This is a genomic window from Lactiplantibacillus nangangensis, from assembly GCF_005405065.1.
Classification (GTDB): Bacteria; Bacillota; Bacilli; order Lactobacillales; family Lactobacillaceae; genus Lactiplantibacillus; species Lactiplantibacillus nangangensis.
The window spans coordinates 26,081-45,250 of the sequence record NZ_BJDI01000020.1; the positions used below are offsets into that span (position 1 = coordinate 26,081).

Genomic DNA, 19,170 nt, shown 5'->3' on the forward strand with positions numbered 1-19,170 from the left:
TCACCATACTGAGGTCTAATTTAATCAGTAAGGTGACCTCTTTTGTGACTAAAAGTGCTACTATTATGTTATGAATATATAAATATTTACAAAGGTTGAAAATGGCGTCTTAGGTAAAAGTTTGCGCTTACAAGTCGCCGTTTTTAATGCTTTGAGGGGGTAACGTTTTGAATTGGAAAAGTAAAATTGGGTTGGGGTTACTGATTAGTTGTACCGCTTTAACACCGGCATTGAATGCGGATGCGGCGACAACTTATCAGCGGTCAAAGCAGCATTCAGTTGCTAGTCGGCCCTATTATGCCAAAAGTAACGCGGGGAGTACTTATCAGCTTAAAGGGTCTGCTAAGAAGACTACTTTAAGGGCGAACCATGCTTTGAAGAACTATCGGTCAACGACTTGGATGAAGACTAAGACGATGACGTTGAAGCGTAAAGGCAAGTCCACCACTTATTATTATGTTAGAAATGCCAAGAACGGGGCGACTGGCTGGGTTAAGCCATCGTATTTGAAAGCTGGTAAGAATTTCCAGGGTCAAAATGCGAAACGGAGTTCTGGGCGTTACAAGCGCGCCAAAACTGGTAAGTATTTCAATATTAGTGGCAATAATAATTATGTCAAATTTGGCAAAGGTACCACGTTGTCTGCTTCGGCGACATATACACGTTCAAAGACGCGAACGATTTATAAATCTGGTAAAGCTTACCAATATGACTATATTACTAGTGGCAAATCCCATGGGTGGACTTGGCACAGTTATTTGAAGACGGCACCAAAGCCGAAGCCATTTGGCACGACTAAGAAAGTTCGCACAAGTAATGGCATCAGCTACTATCAAACGAGCGGCAATGTCTTGTCAGCTTATTCTGGCAAAAACTTCTCAACCGTTAATGTGGGTGCCCAATACGTGATGCCAAAGCCTAGAAATTACGGGACTAGTGCAACGTTCAATGTGCCAGCGCATTTTGAAACTAAGGCTGGCACGATCAGTCGTTTACGGAGTACGGCGGATGCTGCGAGTCGGTATTCGTTTAAGACGGCTGTTTACTTACCAATTGACTATCCTGGTTTCTCAAGCCAAGCCGTATTTGGTGATCCACAAAGTGCCGCTTTCTCGAAGAATGACCGGTATTTATATGTGATGTATAACGATCCAAAGGAATCAACGAAGATCATGGCTAATCGGACTGGCTGGGTCATTCGCTATGATTGGGCTGCGGTGACTCGAAACGGCGCTATTCGGACTTTACGTCAAGATACCAATGCCTACTTCCATGGTAAGATTGCGAAACCATCGTATATGACGGTGGGACCAAAATTCCAGTCTGGACATGTGCAATCATTGGCGTTAAATCCAAAGACGAATGAATTGTGGTTCATTAAAGCGTACAAGGATAGTTTGACTGCCACAGCGCAACGTTTGAATCAAAACACTTTGAAGCCCGATGCTTCGGTCAACTTTAAGTTGAATTCCAACGTTCACATGGGAAGCACCTTGACCTTTGATAACGCTGGGAATGCTTATTTCTGGACGCAAACAGCCAGCACCTCATGGGCCCCTAAGAACTCGGTTAAGTTCTACAAAGGACAACTGGGTACCAATAACGTGCATTTCAAGTTAGTCATGCAAGGCTTACGGCGCGCGCCAGGTGGTGTCGTGCAATCAGCCAGCTACAATCCACGGGACGGCCGTTTCTATGTTGTTTCAGACGACAGCATTTTCTCAGTGCCAACGTCTAAAATCGGCAACTTACGGACTAGTGATGTGAGTGCCACCAACTTTAGAGGCAATCGTGAATTTGAAGGCTTGATGTTTAAGCACAACACGAATGCTGGGTACTTATTGACCAACAAAGGCCCTGAAATCATGCAGATGGTACGTTAAGTTGCCGCTTCGGGCGGACTGGCATACCGCTGGAACGTGGTGGCCACGGTTGTGAGCCAAAAGGCGGTCTCACAAGCCGGGCTCTTACTAAGTCGGGAAAAGCACCCAACTAAGTAAAATTTCACCACTGAGCAGTATGCCAGTCCGCCCTACGCTGAATAGATCGACTTTTGAATAAAGGTTGGTCGATTCATTAATGATTACTAAAATAGTTTGAAAGATAATCTATGTCTCAATGGATGAGGAATCAATTCAGTTTTGAATTGGTTCCTTTTTTGGGCCAAATTTAGAACTGAAACTTCATTTGAGTAAAAAGAGACAGAGCGAGTACAATTACTTTGCAACCAAGCAAAGTGATTTCTTGTCAGTCATATGGGTTTGTTGGAGCAGTTTGATAGAAGGGGTTAGCGATGGTAGAACAATTCCGTGAGCTAGAAGAACTATCGGTGAAACTTAAAAAGCAAGCAGACTTACACTGTTTAAACGCAGATTATTTGAACGTTTACTTTGAAAACAGTTCCTTTGAAGACTATTTAACACAACATTTAGCCCCGTATTTTTTGAATTCAGTGGAAGATAACCCTCCTCAATTTAACGTGTATTGTTTTATGCTGAATGACATTGAAAAATTTGCAGGCTTGTTCACACAGGTACAAAAGATTAAGCATTATTCTCTGAGTGAAAATAAAGTTTATCAGAAACTTGCAGTCCCCATTTCTGATTGTGAAAATTTCGTCTATGATCCACAGAATCATAGTATTATTCAGGCCAAAAATAATGAAATTACCATCTTTTCGAACAGCTCGCATTACAACCAAGCTTGCAAGCGCGTTATTCGTGATGAATTAATTTATGGGCTAACGCAAGTCAATGATAATCCGGCCATTTTGTTACATTCAGCTTGTGCCATGAGTCAGGATGGTAAAGGAATTTTAATTTGTGGCGATAAAGGCGCAGGCAAAACGACTACTTTGGTTAACCTACTTGCTGCAGGTTATGATTTGGTTAGCAACGATTTGACTTTCGCTAAAATGATTGATGGTGAGGTTTTTGTGAAAGGAACACCGGAAAGCATCAATGTTGGTTTTGGGACAGCAGCAAAATTTAGCCAACTGAGAGATATCATTCCGCCTAAAATGGCGAATTTGAGTGATCATGAGTTATGGCAGACGCACTTAAAACCAGAACTGGATTGGCAAAATCTTGCTAAAAGATTTCACGTCAACCTTGTCTCAGGATGGGTGAGACTGGGGACAATCCTATTTCCAAAAATTGGTGAAAACTTGTTAACAAAAACTAATCAGCTTAGCCAGTTACGGTTGAAACGTGAGCTGGAAAATAACTATCGGGGCATTATTGTTGGTAATAATGTCCCTTGGTCTTCAATTATTCAAAAACGATTAGCATGCGTGAATCAGACTCGTGTAAACCTGTTGCGTAATCGGCTACTTGATACGGAAGCAATTTCCGTGAGGTATTCGGGGGGGAAAGACGTGCTATTGTCTGCAATTCAGAATAGAATCCGGTAGTCAGAAATAGGCCGTTAAACTTTACCACGCTTGAATTAACGATTAATTGTACTAGGATTTTTTACTTAGGATTGATTAAACTAATAGCACGTTGATTACTCATGAATAGATTGGGTAATCAGCGTGCTATTAGTTTTTAGTCGAGTAGATGGAAATGCTAAGACGTTAGTGCTGCATCGCTTTTAATTTTAGCGGCTAATTCAGCCAGAAAATCTTTATCCAGTGGTTGCTGCTTGGTATAGTCGGCCTTATCAGTAGCTGGCATAGGCGCATAAACCGGCAGAAATGTCGGTGAAATCGGGTCGTTATTGAATGTTTGCTTACCGTTAATGGGAGCGGAGGTGGTGATGCTGCCAACTGTAATCACGGCAACGGCTTGATGTTGGCCAATAACGACGGTCTTATTTTGACTAGTTGCGCCAGCTGTGTCGCGACCAACAATCGTCACGCGGGGATTGTGTGCGAGGGCAATAATCGTAAATTCCGCCGCACTGGCGGTTGTTTGGTCGGTAATGACATAAATCCGCTTATTTAATAATTTACCCGTCGACGCCAACGGTTCAGAATCATGCGCCATGCCACCAGTGACCTGATGTTTTGTCAGTCGTACTTTGAATGCTTTGCCGTGGTTGTCGACATCAGACCATAGCGTGCCATTTGGAATTAACGCGCTTAGGCCGGCCACCATTGGGTACACGTCGCCACCGGTGTTGTGCACAAAATTCAAGATGATGCTGTGATCATGACGCACTTGTTGGACTTGTTTCGTTAATGTTTTGACGTAGCGTTGTCTTTTTTTAGCACTATTAGTGTAAAAAGCGGGGACGTTAATGATCTTAAGTTGTCCGACAGTTGTGGTTGACGGCTGGGTGATGTGTTCGATTTTTCCCAATGATGAGACAGCCCAAGAATGAGAATTACCAGCAGACAGCGCTTTACTCAGCTCTTTGACGGTTTTAATTTTCTTCCCATGATCGGTTTGTTTGAGGACTTGTTCCCATGCTTGTGAATCTTCAATGAGGCCTTCCTTAGACATCATCGTGATAGCAGGAGTCGCATCAAAAGCGGGCTTGGACTCTTTTGGCTTAGTACAGCCTGAAATTGTTAAGCCGAGGATTGTCACGGCTATACCAGTGAACAACTTTTTTGAAATGTAACTAATCATGCCAGCACCTTCAATCCGTTATAATCATGTTCATCTATTCACAATCAATATAACACCCTGACTGGTGATTACAACCTGTTTTCTTCAAAATAGTCTTTACTAATCAAAACAGATTGAGGTAACGACTGTTAAGCAAAATTCCGTATCAAAAAAACGTCTTCACAAAGCTGAACAGCCTCGTGAAGACGTTTTAGAATTCGTTAAAAGTAATCGATCAATGCCGGTGCTTCATGTACTAGCACGTGGTCCAATCGTTTCGCTGCGGCGATGTCACCGGTAATTTGGCCGTGTTGCCATTCGCTAGCTAGTGAACGGGTGCCAAATAGGGCTTTCGTCAATTGCTGAATGCTTAGTTGCAAATCTGAACGCTTCGTGAGATCGGTGGTGACGCGATTCATCGTCACTTTGTCGGCCGTCACCTGTAGCTCCCAAATACCTTGGTTTTGCGCCAAGGTCTCATCGGTCACGGCTAACCGAATTGGGGCTAAGTCGCCACCGGCAAATGGATACCGTTTGATGAAGGCATGGAGTAAAACGATTCGCGCCATCATGTAAGGCGTTGTCTTGACGGTCAGTGGGTAAGGATCAGCTAACAAATCTAAGCCGTGTTCGTCACTCGGTCCCTCATAACTGAACGTTTCAAATGAGGTGCCATGCTTCGTGACAAAGTTAGCGAGCCGTTCAAACGCGACTGGCGTGCTGGTCGTCCATTCTTGGATGGCAAAATTAGTGGCTTGCCGTTCATAAATCAGATACCCTTCAATTTGGTCACTCGCATTGCGATAGATGGCGACTGACCAGTCATGTTTCAGACTGAGATAGTGTAACCACCAAGCTGGCCGAATCACGCCGCCACGCTGATTGATTGGCTGAGCGGCATAAAAGTCGTTAACTAACGCCAAGCCTTCGTTACCGTAACGCGTCACTGTGCCACTGAAGTCGCTTGGCTTAAGCCGTGGTAAGTCTTTAGCGGCAATCGTTTGAGTCGCATGGTTGAAAGTCTGTTCATAGCCGAATTTCCGATAGTAACCATATGAAAATGGGGCCAGATAGGATAAGGCAACTTTTTTTGTGGCCATTTCGTTGAGCGCCGCTGTGAGTAATTTTCCCGCACCACCACGACCAGAATATTCTGGCGCACTCATCACGTCGCCAATCCCATTCATCTGATAGGTGACGCCGTGAAAGTTGACCTGAAACGGTAGGCTATACAAACCACTGACTAATTTGTCATGGTCATGTAAGCCGTAGATCCAGCCGTGTTGGTAGCGGTCCATGAAGAACGCCCGTCGTTCAGGCGTATCGTCGCGATTAAAGGCATATTGGTATAACTGATAAAAGGCTTCGCGGTCCTCATCAGTCGTTAACCGTAAATTTTCCGTCATCAGTTACCCCTTCCTTAGTTAGCAGGTAAAAATTTGAAGTCCATCCAAGGCACTAATAAGCCCATAATTGGGTGTTCTTCAGCTGGAATATGACCAACCACGTTGATCCGACCGGTGTTCTTGAAATCGCGTAACGCAATTTGGGTTTCGCCTTTGTATTGGCCGTATTGGTCGTTATCGATTAAGACATCGCCAACATGGACATCATCAGTATGGTGGGCTGGGAAGGCTTCATCTTTGTAGATGACTCGCGTCTGTGAAGAACGGATGACGTAGTCGGAACAGTCGCCACGATAGGTTTGCGATTGATTGAAGAGCGCTGCTTTTTCAGCGTCCGACAAGTCAGCTGGTGTCTCAACGTGTAACAAGGGGAGTGGGCTGAAGAAGACTTCACTAGCAGCCTTCAATTCGGCTTCACTGGCATAGGCGTTTCCAATTAACACGTCATCGATTAAGCCGGTCATTTTCAAATGTTGAACTTGGGTCGCAATTGGTAAGCCCCGGTGATCTTCCAAGGTGCAGAGACCATCTTGCATTGGCCAAGGACCATAAGTGGCGTCGTTTGAAGAAACGAAGGCCGCGGTGTTGATGCAGTAGTGGCGGTATTGTTGCGACGTTTCGACAAAGTAGTTATAGCCTAAGCCGGTATATTGTTGTGGGTAGAAGTTATGTGAACCCAACAAGTTATCTTTTTCAGGGTAGAAGTCCATGATCGTATCGACGTAGTGGGTTCCTTTAGACATGTTAACTTCGATCTTGATGCCATATTCGTTGTGGGTCATGCGGGCTTCTTCTTGGCCAGTAAAGCCAAGGTCTAAACGGACACCCCAAGCACCTAAATTGTGGAAGAATGACAGGTCGTCATAAGAAACGCCTAGTTGTTTGAATAAACCGGGGTTCACGTCGACCATCACTTGTAAGCCAAGTTTGTTGGCATAAGTGATAACTTTTTTAAAGTTTGCGACCACTTCATCTTTGTCACCCTTGATTTCAAGCAGTGAGGTGAAGACGCGTTGATAACCATACTTCGCTGCCAAATCTAAATAAGCAGCATCCTTTTCAAAGGTAGACCGTTCAGGATAGACGGATACGCCAAGTTTACTCATAAAATAATTCCTCCATAATAGTCGTAGTTGTATTCGCTTTCATTGTAGCATGATTGATTGGTCCGTACCAGCGGAAAAGTGAAATTTGTTGGTACAAATTTGAGCGCTGTTTTTATCGCTAGGATTATGCTACGATTTGAGTATTATATTATAGTTTGCTTTGCCGCCTGCCGGTTGGGGCCTAAAACGCTGGAACGCTGTGGGCCATTTTAAAGCCAAAAAGCGGTCTTTAAAACTGGCCTTTTCCTAAGTCCGGGCAAAACCCACCCGCACTAAGGAAAATTTCACGGCTGAGCGTTTTAGGCCCCAACCTCTCGGCTAGCTAACCGTTCAACATTTTTAACTAACCTAACGGCGGGTGGGCTGAAATTGGCTCAGTGGTGAAATTTCACTAGGTTGGCGTTGTTTGCCGACCTAGTGAAAGCCCAGCTTGTGAGACCGCCTTTTGGCTCACAACTGTGGCCACCACGTTCCAGCCGATTTCAGACCACCCAGAGTGGCAAATTAATCACAATTATGGAGGAAAAATGATGACATTTGAAGCAGTATTACCCGCGTTGAAAAAAGGTCAAAAGGCCGTTCGAACTGGCTGGGAAGGGACCGAATTGTATGTGGTTTTACAACCAACCACGACCTATCAAGGTGACGTGTTGAATCCTTATTTCTTGATCAAGACCGCTGACGAAGCCTTTAGCTTATGGTCACCAACAGATTGCGATATTTTAGCCGAAGACTGGCAATTGGTCGACTAATGCAATTTAGCGAGTATCAAGGCCAAACGATTCTCGTGACCGGCGCCGCTTCTGGCATCGGCTTGGCACAAACCCAAGCTTTCTTGGCGCAAGGAGCGAACGTAATCGCCATTGATCGACAACTCCAACCAGCCGGACTCGTTAGTACCACCGCGTTAAACTACCAAGTTGCGGATGTCTGTGATGAAGTAGCGTTGGTCGCGGCAATTAAAGCGGGGGTGGCTGAACTGGGTCAACCCACGATTGTCTGCAATACGGCGGGTAAATTGGATGCGTATCGCCCGACTTTGGACACGAGCTTAACCCAGTGGCAGTCGATTTTAGCGACCGATTTAACGAGCCAATTTATTGTGACCAATACGGTTTTACCAGCGATGCTACAAGCTAAACACGGCGTTTTCGTGAACATGGCGTCGATTGCGGGGCTTGTCGCAGGTGGCGGTGGTGCGGCTTATACCGCGGCCAAGCATGCTATTATTGGCTATACGAAGCAACTCGATTTGGATTACGCCGCCCAAGGTATTCGGGCGAACTGTATTGCCCCGGGCGCAATCGATACGCCGATGAACGCCGCGGACTTTGCGGGTGACGCGAAGATGGCTAAATGGGTCGCAAGTGAAACGCCAGCCAAACGTTGGGCTCAGCCGAGTGAAGTGGCGGACTTAACGTTATTTTTGGCCAGCAGGCACGCTGACTATATTCATGGCACCGTCACCCCAATCGATGGCGGTTGGCTAGAAAAGTAGGTGAGTGTTATGACGGACTGTATTTTTTGTCAACCACAACCATACGTCCTCGAAAACGAGCTGGCAGCGGCGTTTTTTGATATCCACCCGGTTAGTCGGGGCCATTTATTAATTATCCCTAAACACCATTACGCCACTTATTTCGACGTTCCGGCCGCTGATCGCCAAGCGATGGCGGCTTTGATTGACGATGCGAAAGATTATTTGGCTGCGCATTACCAGCCGGATGGGTATAATATTGGCATTAATGTTGGTGCGGCGGCTGGACAGACGGTGATGCACTGCCATGTGCATTTGATTCCGCGCTATCACGGCGATACGCCGCATCCGGAAGGTGGCATTCGTAAGATGTTGCCGGCTGAAAAATAGGATTGAGAGAAGGCACTTTTCAATGACAAATGCACTAGATAAGGCTGGCCGTAAAGGCACCGTGCTAAGCAAACAACAAGTTTACAGCGGGCCAATTTTTAAGCTGGTCAAAGAAACAATCAAGACGCCGGATGGCTTAGAAGTGGAACGCGATTTGATCGATCACGGCAATGCGGTCACGATTTTGGCGCTCACGGCGGATGACCAAGTCGTGTTAGGTTCGGAATATCGGGTCGGTCGGAACTCTGAAACAATCGGGTTGCCAGCCGGCTTAATTAACGCTGGCGAAGATCCACTGACGGCGGCTAAACGTGAATTGCAAGAAGAAACCGGCTATATTGCGCATGATAGTGAAGTGATGACGACCATCAGTTCTTCGGAAGGTTTTACGAATGAAGCGGTGAGCCTGATTTTGACGCACATCGATCCAAGTGAACACGGTGAACGTCACTTTGACCATGACGAATATGTGAATACGCAACTTGTGCCGTTGACTGACGTGATCGACTTGTTAAAAGCTGGGAAGATTCGGTCAGCCCAAGGCATCTGTGCGATTACTTGGTATTTGAATTTCATTCGGAAAGACTAAGTGTAAAGTTGCCGTCTCCGGTTGCCGCTGATGACATGCGGTCGTGGGACCGGGTTAAGCCTGAGAAGCGGTCTTATCCCTCGCTCGGAACAGTTGCCAAAACCGCAATTGTCCCGACCGGTCCGTGGTGTAAGATCGGCAAAAATCAGCCGGTCAAACGCCACCTTCACGACCGATGCCATCAGTGGCAACCTCCGACTATATCGTAGATTTAAGATGAATATGCATACCTTCAAAGGTAAGAAATAAGCAAAATGGGTTTTAGCGTATTTGCTCTGATTGATGAGCATAGTTGAAGGACATAAGTTTAATTAGGACTAGTTATCACAGGGACTAAAACGAATTTCAAGTTATAAAACATTTAGAAGATGAAACTAAAAATGCTTGCCCAATCGAAGTTGATTGAGGCAAGCATTTTTGAGTTATACAAATTGATTTATCAGCTAATTAGTATTAGTGGTTATAACAAATAGTTGCGGTTAATCGAGCGCAGGGTGGGCTGGCATGAGGCTCAGTGGTGAAATTTTACTTAGTTGGGTGGTTTTCCCGACTTAGTAAAAGCCCGGCTTGTGAGACCGCTTTTTGGCTCACAACCGTGGCCACCACGTTCCAGCCTCATGCCAGTCCACCCGGAGCGGAAATTAGCTCAATCTAAACTAGTCCGAAATACTGCTCCAAGAACACCGCCACGCCATCGGCATCGTTGTTCAAGGTGTGGTCGGTCGCGATGGCTTTGACTGCCGGAATCGCATTGTCCATGGCAACGCCGACTTCGGCAGCTTCCAACATCCCAAGGTCGTTTTCTTCGTCACCAAATGCCATCAAATTGCTGTAATCTTCGCCAAAGTGAGCGAGTAATTGTTTCAGACCACTTGCTTTATCCGTGTGTTGCGGCAAAAATTCGAGTAAATTACGACGCGATGGGACGGCATGGAATTTGGCATTGATTTCAGCGGGCAATTGATCGCGATGATCAACCGCTTTGGCCGAAGCACTGACCGCTTTACCGAAACGATCGTCTGCTGGTAAATCTTCAAAGTTAATGTCGCTAAATGGCATCAAGCCTTTCAAAAAGGCTTCATAAGGCGACTTGCCGAGGTCGACTAAGGAGTAGACTTGAGTCAAATCAATAACATCTAGCGGAATGCCGAGTTCTTTGGCATAAGCGTGGAGTGGTGCTAAATCGTCCTTGCTCAAACTGGTTCGAGCTAGAATTTCATTCGTCGCGTTCTGTTGCACGAGGCCGCCGTTAAAGGTAATCGAATAATCATCGGGTTCGGTTAAGCCGAGCTGTTTGATGAGCGGCTGGATCGCCTTAATTGGCCGACCAGTACAGAGCACGACGCGGATGCCAGCGCCATGCAGTTGTTTTAGGACGGTTTCGTTGCGCGGCGAAATCGTCTTTTCAGAAGTTAGTAGTGTGTTATCTAAATCCAATGCAATCGTCGTAATCATGACAAAAATCCTTTCTGCCAACTAATTTAAATTTAAAATTTGTTTAATCGTGGACCCCATGCCTGCCGTTTCAGTAACTTTGTTGTGACGGACGGGGGCATCCCGCAAGTTTTCGACCGTTGCTGGAATCGGTGTCTTGATCAAGTCGTGGAGTTGATCAACGGCAGCGAGTCCGTCAACGGTGACGTCTTCACCAGTAATCGCAGTCAGGACGGCTTGTGGGAACTTATACGGACTAGCCGTTGAAACGACCACCATTGGCCGCTGGTCCTTCGTGGCTGCCTGGTACTGCTTGGCAACGGCGGAAGCGACCGCCGTATGCGGGTCAATCGTGTAATGGTGCCGCGCATAAAGATGATGAATCTCGTATTGGTCTTGGCCTTCCGTAACGAAGCCTGCCCAGAAGTCTTTGATGGCTTGACGCATGGCTGGTGACAAGCTGTACTGGCCGGTCGTCTTCAGGTCAGCCATCAAGCTGGCGGTTTGAACCGGATCTTCACCAGTTAAATAGAAGATTAAGCGTTCTAAGTTGCTGGAAACGAGAATGTCCATCGATGGTGAACTGGTTAAATAAAAGTCGCGGTTTTTATTATAAACGCCGGTATTAAAGAAGTCGGTCAACACGTTATTCCGGTTGGACGCACAGATCAGCTTGTGAATCGGCGTGCCGAGTTGTTTGGCGTAATAGCCGGCCAAAATGTCGCCGAAGTTCCCGGTTGGCACACTGAAGTTGACTTCATCGCCGTTTTTGATTTGGCCTTGCTTGATCAGTTGCGCGTAGGCATAGACGTAGTAGGCCACTTGTGGGAAGAGCCGGCCGATATTGATCGAATTGGCACTTGAAAATTGGAACTGGCTGGCGGCCAACTTTGCGTGTAAGTCGGGGTCGTTGAGCAGTTCCTTGACCTTGGTCTGTGCTTCGTCAAAATTACCATTGATGGCGACAACGTAAGTATTTTCGCCTGCTTGGGTGATCATCTGTTGTTTTTGAATGGCGCTGACGCCATCTTTGGGATAGAACACGATGATGCGGGTTTGCGGGACGTCGGCGAATCCGGCCATGGCCGCTTTACCGGTATCACCGGAAGTGGCCGTCAAAATCACGACTTCACTGGCTAACTGGTTCTTTTTGGCAGCGGTCGTCATCAACTGTGGCAAAATTTGTAGTGCCAAGTCCTTGAAGGCAATCGTTGGGCCGTGAAAGAGTTCCAGATAGTACTGCTTCCCATGCTTCGTCACTGGGGCGATGGCAGGATCATCGAATTGAGTCCCGTAAGCCGCTTGAATGCAGGCTTTTAACTCGGCTTCAGTGTAGTCGGTGAAGAATAATTTCAGCACCTCGTAGGCAACTTCCTGGTAGGACATGGTTGCGAGTTGGTCGAAGTCAAAGTGGGCGGTCGGTAAGTTGACGGGGACAAATAAGCCGCCGTCGGGAGTGAGCCCTTGTAAAACCGCTTGCGAACTAGTCATAGTGCGACTTGCAGTTTCGCGGGTACTGCGATAAAGTGTTTCCATGGATGAACGTCCTTTCAATTGATTTTGTCTAAATGATACACTAAATTAGACGCGAACGGGGACGTTTACAAGAAAAAGCCCCGGACATTTCATGAATTAGACCAATTTAAATTCACGAAAATGTAACCGGTTACGATAGAAGGAGTTAACAAAATGCAATTAGCAGGAATTTTACACCGGCCTGAGAGTGAGGACACGGCGATCTTAGCGGATCATCAAGTCTTGATTCGGCTACAGACGGCGATTGATGATGTGGCGCAAGTTGAACTAGCTTATGCGGATATGTATTTGTGGCAAGAGGGCGCGCCGATGCACCATGTGGCGATGCAAAAAGGCTTAGCCACACAGGCCAATCAATATTGGACGCTCCCAGTTGAGCTACCGACTAATCGGGCGATCTATGCTTTCAAGTTGACGGATCAAGCTGGTCAGACGATCGGTTATGGCGATGAGGGCTTCTTTGATGATACCGCCGCCAATTGGGCTGTCGCTGGTCGCTACTTCCATCTGCCTTACTTACACGTGAGTGACGCGGAATTGCCACCGGCTTGGGTCAAGCATACTGTCTGGTACCAAATTTTTCCAGAACGCTTCGCGAATGGCGACCAGACCAATGACCCTGCCGACGTGCAACCATGGGGCCAAGGCCCGGTCAAACGTGATTCGTTCTATGGTGGCGACTTACGCGGCATCATTGACCATTTGAATGATATTGCGGCGCTAGGTGTGAACGGCCTGTACCTCTGCCCAATTTTTACGTCACCATCGAATCATAAATACGATACGATCGACCATTTCGAAATTGACCCACATTTTGGGACGAAAAAAGATTTTCAAGAGTTAGTCGATCAAGCCCATGCGCGCGGCATGAAAGTTATGCTAGACGCCGTCTTCAATCACTTTGGTGACCAATCGCCGCAGTGGCAAGACGTGATCAAAAATGGCCAGCAGTCACGCTTCGCTGATTGGTTCCACATCCATGATTGGCCAGTTGGTCGTGATGCCAAGACCGGTGAGCTGAACTATGAAACGTTTGCTACCGGCGCAGCCATGCCGAAGGTGAATACGCAGAATCCGGCCGTTCAGCAGTATTTGATTGATGTGACGAAATATTGGATCGAACAATACAACATCGATGCTTGGCGTTTTGATGTGGCGGATGAAGTCGACCACGGTTTCTGGCGCAAACTCTGTGGCGCCTTGCGCGCGGTTAAGCCGGATGTTTATTTGTTGGGCGAAGCTTGGCACAGCAGTCAGGCCTTGGTCAGCAACGGCCAGTTTGATGCGGTTATGAATTATCCGTTGACGCAGCCGATCCTAGCGTTGTTTAAGCACGAGTTAACGTTAAAAGATTATGTCGGCAAAACCAATTTACAGTTGATGCAATATCGCCAACCGAATCAGCAAGTCATGTTTAATGCCATCGACACGCATGATACCGCGCGCTTGTTGACGGTACTGAATAACAATGTTGATCAAGTTAAAGCCGCGTTGACGCTATTGATGTTATTGCCAGGAACACCATGCTTGTACTATGGGACGGAAGTTGGCTTAGCTGGCGGACCAGACCCTGACAATCGGCGTTGCATGCCATGGCAACCAGCTGACCAAAATTTAGATATGCGGGCGTTTGTGACCAAGTTAGTCACTTGGCGGCAAAGTCAGGCTGACTTTTTAGCGGACAGCCAATTGAGTTGGCAGATTACGGCTGATGTCTTGCGGCTGACACGTAAAACGGCTGGTCAGACGGTTTCGGGGACGTTTAACTTGGGACAAGCAGCTGTGACAGTTTCGGATAGTCAAATTGTGTTAGCTAATGGCTTGAAAGATAGTGTGCTTGCTGAAAACGGATTTGTATTGACCGTCGATTAGTTTAGACTTCCGCCGCCGGTTGCCGCTGATGGCATGCGGCCGTGGGACCGGGCCAAGCCTGAGAAGCGTCTTGCCCCTCGCCCGGAACAGTTGCCAAAACCGCAATTGTCCCGGCCAGTCCGTGGTGTAAGGCCGGCCAAAGATCAGCCGACCAAACGCCACCATCACGACCGATACCATCAGCGGCAACCTCTGGCTAGATTAGTGGGTTTAGATTTTTAAGGTAGTTGAGACGTGAAAAGGGCCAGAACTTCTTATCAATTCGAGAAGTTCTGGCCCTTTTTTGAAAGGCTATTTTTTGCCTCAGCCTTATTTAAAATTATTAGTTTGGATAATCAATAGCTTTAATTTCGCAATAGTCAAAGCTTCGTTGGCCGGTCAACTGGGTCATGACTTCGCCGTGAGTGATGCAGGCGATGCAGTCATAGTGTGCGGCGTACCGAGCGAAGACGGCGTTGACGCGTGCTTGGACTTCGTCGGCGGTTTCATAAGGGTAGGGGAAGTCAGCGGGGCGACTATGTGGCGTCCGTTTATATTGGGTATAGGCGCGGGCGACTTGTCGATTGTTTTCAATTAACGTCCCGGTACGGTCGGGTTGCCATTCATGTAAGTCGAGTTCGACGGTCACTGGCACGGCAACTTGTCGAGCAATCTCAATCGTGGTCGCCATCGCGCGCGTAAAGGGTGATGTCAGGATCAATTGGACTTGTTGTAATTCCGGTTTTTGCGCACACTGCTGGGCCATTTTCACCCCAGCAGGCGTCAACCCACCCAAGTCGCGGCCGTACCCAACGTAGTGCTGATTAGTGACATCGGTATAGTCAGGTTCACCATGGCGAATTAAATAAATTTTCAACTTAAAGCCTACTTTCACAAATTTTTACCAAAAGCCCGACACCTAAATCGTTTAACAAAATTATCTAAGTTACAAAATTTTTTTATGGATTTAACTCGTACCAAATTGATTAAAAGCTGGGGTGTCGGTTTACGGTTATGACGCCAAAAATCACTATAAATTTATTAATTGTCAGCTTTTGAATTTTAGGGGTAACGGGGTAGTTCTTTAGCCGAGAGGTTGGGGTCGCTGAGGCTCAGCGGTGAAATTTTTCTTAGCTGGAGGGGCTGGTCCAGCTTAGAAAAAGGCCGGCTTACGAGACGGGGTGTGGCTCGGAAACGTATCCACCGCGTTCCAGCCTCAGCGGACCCAACCGGTAGGCGGCAATCGAACGCAAATCAACGAACCTACCACGCGCCAATAAAAAAAGTCGCTGAAATCCATGAGATTTCGAGCGACTAATCAACTTTATTTAGTTGCGGCTGGTTTAATGCTGCGGCCTTGGAAGAATTCAATTACGATCAAGACAACGTAGCAGATCAGCACGATACCCAACAAGTTCGTTGTGTTGACGTTGCTGGATAACCAGTAATACTGCCAGTGTTGGTTGTTAAAGACCCACCAAACTAACAAACCGGCTAAAGCGCCTAAAGTGTTCATAATTGCGATAAAGAAAATATTGCCATTTTGTTTTTGGCCGGCCCAGTATGCTGATAAAATGGCCATCCAAACGCCCCAGACGATTAAGCCCACGACAACGACCCAATAAATAATTGCTGCGATCATTGGTACTCCTTCTTTCTACAAGTTAATAACTTTATTTTACCATGAATTCGATTACATTGGGAGAGCTCAGTGATAATTTTCACAATCAGTTGTGTAAATAAGTTTGGTGGCATTACTTGTTATTTAGACCTGATTTATTTACAATTAGGTAATAATAACAATGAAACAGGGAAAGGGTTGGCCTATCAATGACTTCTGCATGGAACTGGATTGGAATCATTGCTTGGATTATTGCTTTGGCGGTGTTTGTTTGGGTATTTCATCATATCCGCGTCCGTCGCATTAAGATGATCGTGGAGCGCAAGCATACGTTTGAATGGCGTAATTTAATTGGTAGCGGCATCGAGCTAATTATCGCCTTTGGGTTAGTCATCGGCATGGGCTATGTGACGTTTAATCGCCACGTTAATTTATCGGACACGAAAGCGGTCAAAGTGACCTATAGCTACGAACCGCTTGTTTTGCGCGTGGGGACGGAAGGGTCTTACTACGTGGCTGTGGATCGGAGTACGAGCAATAAGCCGGTCCATGTTTATAACTATTGGGTCAAAGGGGCAAAATACACGGTCTCCAGCAACAAAGCGACCGTGATCAGTAGTTTGAAACAAGCCAAAGTTTTGGATACCGGGATTCCGTGGTCACAAAAAGCGTTACAAAAACAAGATAACAAGCATGAAAATGCCTACGTGGTTAAAATGACTGCCACCTATCAGCCCTCATTTATGAATGGGTTAGGCGTGCGAGTCGGCCATCAAGCCGTTACCCGTTGGTTGCTCCGCGTACCGGCACAATCATTTATTAATACGACCGATGTTCAAAATCAATAATTAAAGATTAGGATTGGCTGGGGGTAAACCTCAGCCTTTTTGGTGCAATAAAATTAACGGATTGCTAAAAGTTGTTAAATATTTATATTTAAAATAGTTTTTAGTTTATGCCAGTCTCATAAAGGGGTAAACTAATGTTGTCACAAAATTTTGGTAATTGGCCAATTTTTATGATTAATGATCAAAAAAGTTATGTCAGATGAAGGAAGCGGAACCGATGATAGTCGAGCAAGATACACCGCTATTCGTTTGTGGCGTCATTGGGGATGAAACCACTTTAGTCGTCAACAAATGCTTAACGGGGCCATTTAAGAATCGTTATGACCTGGCCACGGCGCCAGTGTCCATGACCCAAACGATGAGTGAGACCGTGACGAGTATCACTGCCACGGAGACAGGCTTACAAACAGCCATTGAAAAACAATTAGGGACGCTTCGTTTGCTGTTGCCGGCAGCTGAAGATGAGATCGGCGTACGGATGATTTTGAGTACCTTTTACTTGTTGGAACCGGTTGGTGGGCAACTGCTGACGGAACGGCCGAAGTATACTGAGTCGTTATCGGCTGGGGCGGCCCGCGTGTCGTTAAACCAACTCAATTGGGGCAACAGTTCGCCACTCGTATTACAGGCAAAACGTTACTTGGAAACGGGGACTTTCCCGATTGCCGATCAGTTGATTGCCAGTTATGCGATTCCTGATCAGCCTCAATTTTTAGGGCACTAGGTTGCTTGACAATCGGTAATGGACGTTGTAAGTTAGAAATAACTTAAAAAATGAAACGTTGATGAGAAGAGTAACTAAGATTGCCCCGACAGCGAGTCAATGGTTGGTGGAAATTGATGCGGTGATTTTAGCGAAGATGAGCTCGGAGTTGGTCAGTTGTTGACGCAGCTGGTCCGGATTGGTCGCCGATATCAGATTAAGCGTTAATTTAGCGCGGTAATGAGGCAGCAGTAGCTGTGAAGATAGGTGGCACCTCGGAGTGAAAACTTCGTCCTTCGTAATGAGGACGGAGTTTTTTATTTTGGTCATGAACGGTCGAAGGGAAGTTTTAAGATGGATCAAGCAGCATTTATTGAAAAATACGCAACGAATCGGTTAAATACCAACTCACTAAAATGGGACGCGTTGGATGAACGTTATGGCAACAAGGACTTGATTGCAATGTGGGTCGCCGATATGGAGTTCAAGGTGCCTGAACAAGTCACGCAAGCCTTGACGGAGCGGGTGGCGCATGGTGTTTACGGTTATTCATTTACGCCGGATAGCTACTATGACGCGTTCTTCAATTGGGAAGAACAGCGGCACGGCTTGACGCTAAAAAAGGACTGGATTCGTTTTGGGACGGGCGTGGTTAACTCACTGTACGCCTTAGTCAATGCCTATACGCAACCGGGCGACGGCGTCTTAATCTTAACGCCAGTCTACTATCCATTTTTCAATGCAGTTCAAGATAACCATCGCCAACTGGTGACGTCGGAATTGCGCAATGACCATGGGAGTTATTCGATTGATTTTGACGACGTTGAAGCGAAAATTAAGGCTAATGAAGTCCGCTTGTTTATTCAATGTTCACCCCATAACCCCGTGGGCCACGTCTGGACCGAAGCCGAAGAAACGAAGCTTTTGGCGTTGTGTGAACAGTATCATGTGCTTGTGGTGTCGGATGAGATCCACCAAGATTTAGAGATTGACCCCGAAAATCACCCATTCATTTCGGCGTTAACAGTCGCTAACCAGCGTTTCGCTGATAATGTGATCGTGCTCAATTCACCATCGAAGACCTTCAACGTGGCCTGTTTGCTGAATTCACACGTCATTATTCCGAACGCGACCTTGCGCCAACGTTATGATGACTACAGCCAGATGACTAACCAGACGGAAACTAATATCTTGGGTCAAACTGCTGGGGAAGCCGCCTATAAATACGGCGCTGAATGGCTAGATCAAATCTTGGAAATTGTGCGCGATAACTATCACTATTTGACGACCGAATTGGCTGCCCATGCGCCGAAAATCGTCGTCGCCGATTTACAAGGAACGTATTTAACTTGGTTGGATATTCGGCCTTACGTTAAGCCAGAATATACGCGCGAGTTCATTCAAGATAAATGCGGCTTAGCCGTTGATTTTGGCGAGTGGTTCAGTGCCAACGACAAAGGCTTTGTCCGCTTGAACTTAGCGACTGATCCTAAATACGTCCATCAAGCCGTTCAAAATATCTGCCGCTGTTTAGACGAACTAACGAAATAGAACCCTCATAGGATCATTCATCAACAGCCGTTTGACAAAGAGCCTATAAAATACGTCCTTGGAAAACTTAAAATTCCGAGGACGTTTTTTAATTTTGAAAAG

At 46.4% G+C, this 19,170-nt stretch carries 17 protein-coding genes; 10 read left to right on the forward strand and 7 right to left on the reverse strand.

The window, feature by feature from the left end:
• Nucleotides 1-167: 167 nt before the first annotated feature.
• Together FFM70_RS13060 and FFM70_RS13065 are read left to right on the forward strand one after the other, a co-directional pair.
• Nucleotides 168-1,883 (forward strand): hypothetical protein, encoded by a 1,716-nt coding sequence (locus FFM70_RS13060; RefSeq protein ID WP_137617281.1) that lies wholly within the window; start codon nt 168-170, stop codon nt 1,881-1,883.
• Between the two features lie 410 nt (nt 1,884-2,293).
• A complete protein-coding gene (locus tag FFM70_RS13065) occupies nt 2,294-3,412 on the forward strand; it encodes a phosphoenolpyruvate carboxykinase (ATP) (protein ID WP_137617282.1) in 1,119 nt (372 codons plus the stop codon).
• Between the two features lie 157 nt (nt 3,413-3,569).
• Here the strand turns inward: FFM70_RS13065 and FFM70_RS13070 are convergent, their stop codons facing one another.
• The 3 genes from FFM70_RS13070 to FFM70_RS13080 form a co-directional block, all read right to left on the reverse strand.
• A complete protein-coding gene (locus tag FFM70_RS13070) occupies nt 3,570-4,577 on the reverse strand; it encodes a S41 family peptidase (protein WP_137617283.1) in 1,008 nt (335 codons plus the stop codon).
• A gap of 200 nt (nt 4,578-4,777) precedes the next feature.
• Nucleotides 4,778-5,962 (reverse strand): GNAT family N-acetyltransferase, encoded by a 1,185-nt coding sequence (locus FFM70_RS13075; RefSeq protein WP_137617284.1) that lies wholly within the window; start codon nt 5,960-5,962, stop codon nt 4,778-4,780.
• A 14-nt stretch (nt 5,963-5,976) separates the two neighbouring features.
• Nucleotides 5,977-7,068: a DUF871 domain-containing protein gene (locus tag FFM70_RS13080; protein WP_137617285.1), complete on the reverse strand. Its 1,092-nt coding sequence runs from the start codon at nt 7,066-7,068 to the stop codon at nt 5,977-5,979.
• Between the two features lie 530 nt (nt 7,069-7,598).
• Here FFM70_RS13080 and FFM70_RS13085 point away from each other — a divergent pair.
• The 4 genes from FFM70_RS13085 to FFM70_RS13100 are packed head-to-tail and all read left to right on the forward strand — an operon-like array spanning nt 7,599 to nt 9,524.
• Nucleotides 7,599-7,820, forward strand: coding sequence for a DUF2829 domain-containing protein (locus FFM70_RS13085; protein WP_137617286.1), 222 nt, complete (start codon nt 7,599-7,601; stop codon nt 7,818-7,820).
• Entirely contained in the window at nt 7,820-8,566 is a 747-nt protein-coding gene (locus tag FFM70_RS13090; protein ID WP_137617287.1) for a 3-oxoacyl-ACP reductase, read from the forward strand. The genes FFM70_RS13085 and FFM70_RS13090 overlap by 1 nt, the downstream gene beginning before the upstream one ends.
• A 9-nt stretch (nt 8,567-8,575) precedes the next feature.
• Nucleotides 8,576-8,935: an HIT family protein gene (locus FFM70_RS13095; protein WP_137617288.1), complete on the forward strand. Its 360-nt coding sequence runs from the start codon at nt 8,576-8,578 to the stop codon at nt 8,933-8,935.
• A 22-nt stretch (nt 8,936-8,957) separates the two neighbouring features.
• Nucleotides 8,958-9,524, forward strand: a complete 567-nt coding sequence (locus FFM70_RS13100) for an NUDIX hydrolase (RefSeq protein ID WP_137617289.1) — start codon at nt 8,958-8,960, stop codon at nt 9,522-9,524.
• 651 nt (nt 9,525-10,175) lie between these two features.
• On the opposite strand, the gene FFM70_RS13105 is transcribed toward FFM70_RS13100, so the two are convergent.
• Together FFM70_RS13105 and thrC are read right to left on the reverse strand one after the other, a co-directional pair.
• The gene (locus tag FFM70_RS13105) at nt 10,176-10,979 is read right to left on the reverse strand and encodes a Cof-type HAD-IIB family hydrolase (protein ID WP_137617290.1); all 804 of its coding nucleotides are present in this window, start codon (nt 10,977-10,979) and stop codon (nt 10,176-10,178) included.
• A 21-nt stretch (nt 10,980-11,000) separates the two neighbouring features.
• Nucleotides 11,001-12,494 carry a threonine synthase gene (gene thrC / locus FFM70_RS13110; protein WP_137617291.1) on the reverse strand — a complete coding sequence of 498 codons (1,494 nt, stop codon included), beginning with the start codon at nt 12,492-12,494 and terminating at the stop codon, nt 11,001-11,003.
• A gap of 153 nt (nt 12,495-12,647) precedes the next feature.
• Here thrC and FFM70_RS13115 point away from each other — a divergent pair, with 153 nt between their 5' ends.
• Nucleotides 12,648-14,366, forward strand: coding sequence for a glycoside hydrolase family 13 protein (locus FFM70_RS13115; protein WP_137617292.1), 1,719 nt, complete (start codon nt 12,648-12,650; stop codon nt 14,364-14,366).
• A 322-nt stretch (nt 14,367-14,688) separates the two neighbouring features.
• Here FFM70_RS13115 and FFM70_RS13120 read toward each other — a convergent pair whose 3' ends face one another.
• Nucleotides 14,689-15,222, reverse strand: a complete 534-nt coding sequence (locus tag FFM70_RS13120; protein WP_137617293.1) for a histidine phosphatase family protein — start codon at nt 15,220-15,222, stop codon at nt 14,689-14,691.
• Nucleotides 15,223-15,669: 447 nt separating this feature from the next.
• Nucleotides 15,670-15,987 (reverse strand): hypothetical protein, encoded by a 318-nt coding sequence (locus FFM70_RS13125; protein WP_137617294.1) that lies wholly within the window; start codon nt 15,985-15,987, stop codon nt 15,670-15,672.
• A 188-nt stretch (nt 15,988-16,175) separates the two neighbouring features.
• Between FFM70_RS13125 and FFM70_RS13130 the strand changes: the two genes are divergently transcribed.
• The 3 genes from FFM70_RS13130 to FFM70_RS13140 all read left to right on the forward strand — a co-directional run bounded on the left by FFM70_RS13130 (nt 16,176) and on the right by FFM70_RS13140 (nt 19,068).
• Entirely contained in the window at nt 16,176-16,814 is a 639-nt protein-coding gene (locus FFM70_RS13130) for an LVIS_2131 family protein (protein ID WP_137617295.1), read from the forward strand.
• Nucleotides 16,815-17,031: 217 nt separating this feature from the next.
• Nucleotides 17,032-17,538, forward strand: a complete 507-nt coding sequence (locus FFM70_RS13135; protein WP_137617296.1) for an NUDIX hydrolase — start codon at nt 17,032-17,034, stop codon at nt 17,536-17,538.
• Nucleotides 17,539-17,871: 333 nt separating this feature from the next.
• Entirely contained in the window at nt 17,872-19,068 is a 1,197-nt protein-coding gene (locus FFM70_RS13140; RefSeq protein ID WP_137617297.1) for a MalY/PatB family protein, read from the forward strand.
• The last annotated feature ends 102 nt before the right edge of the window (nt 19,069-19,170 follow it).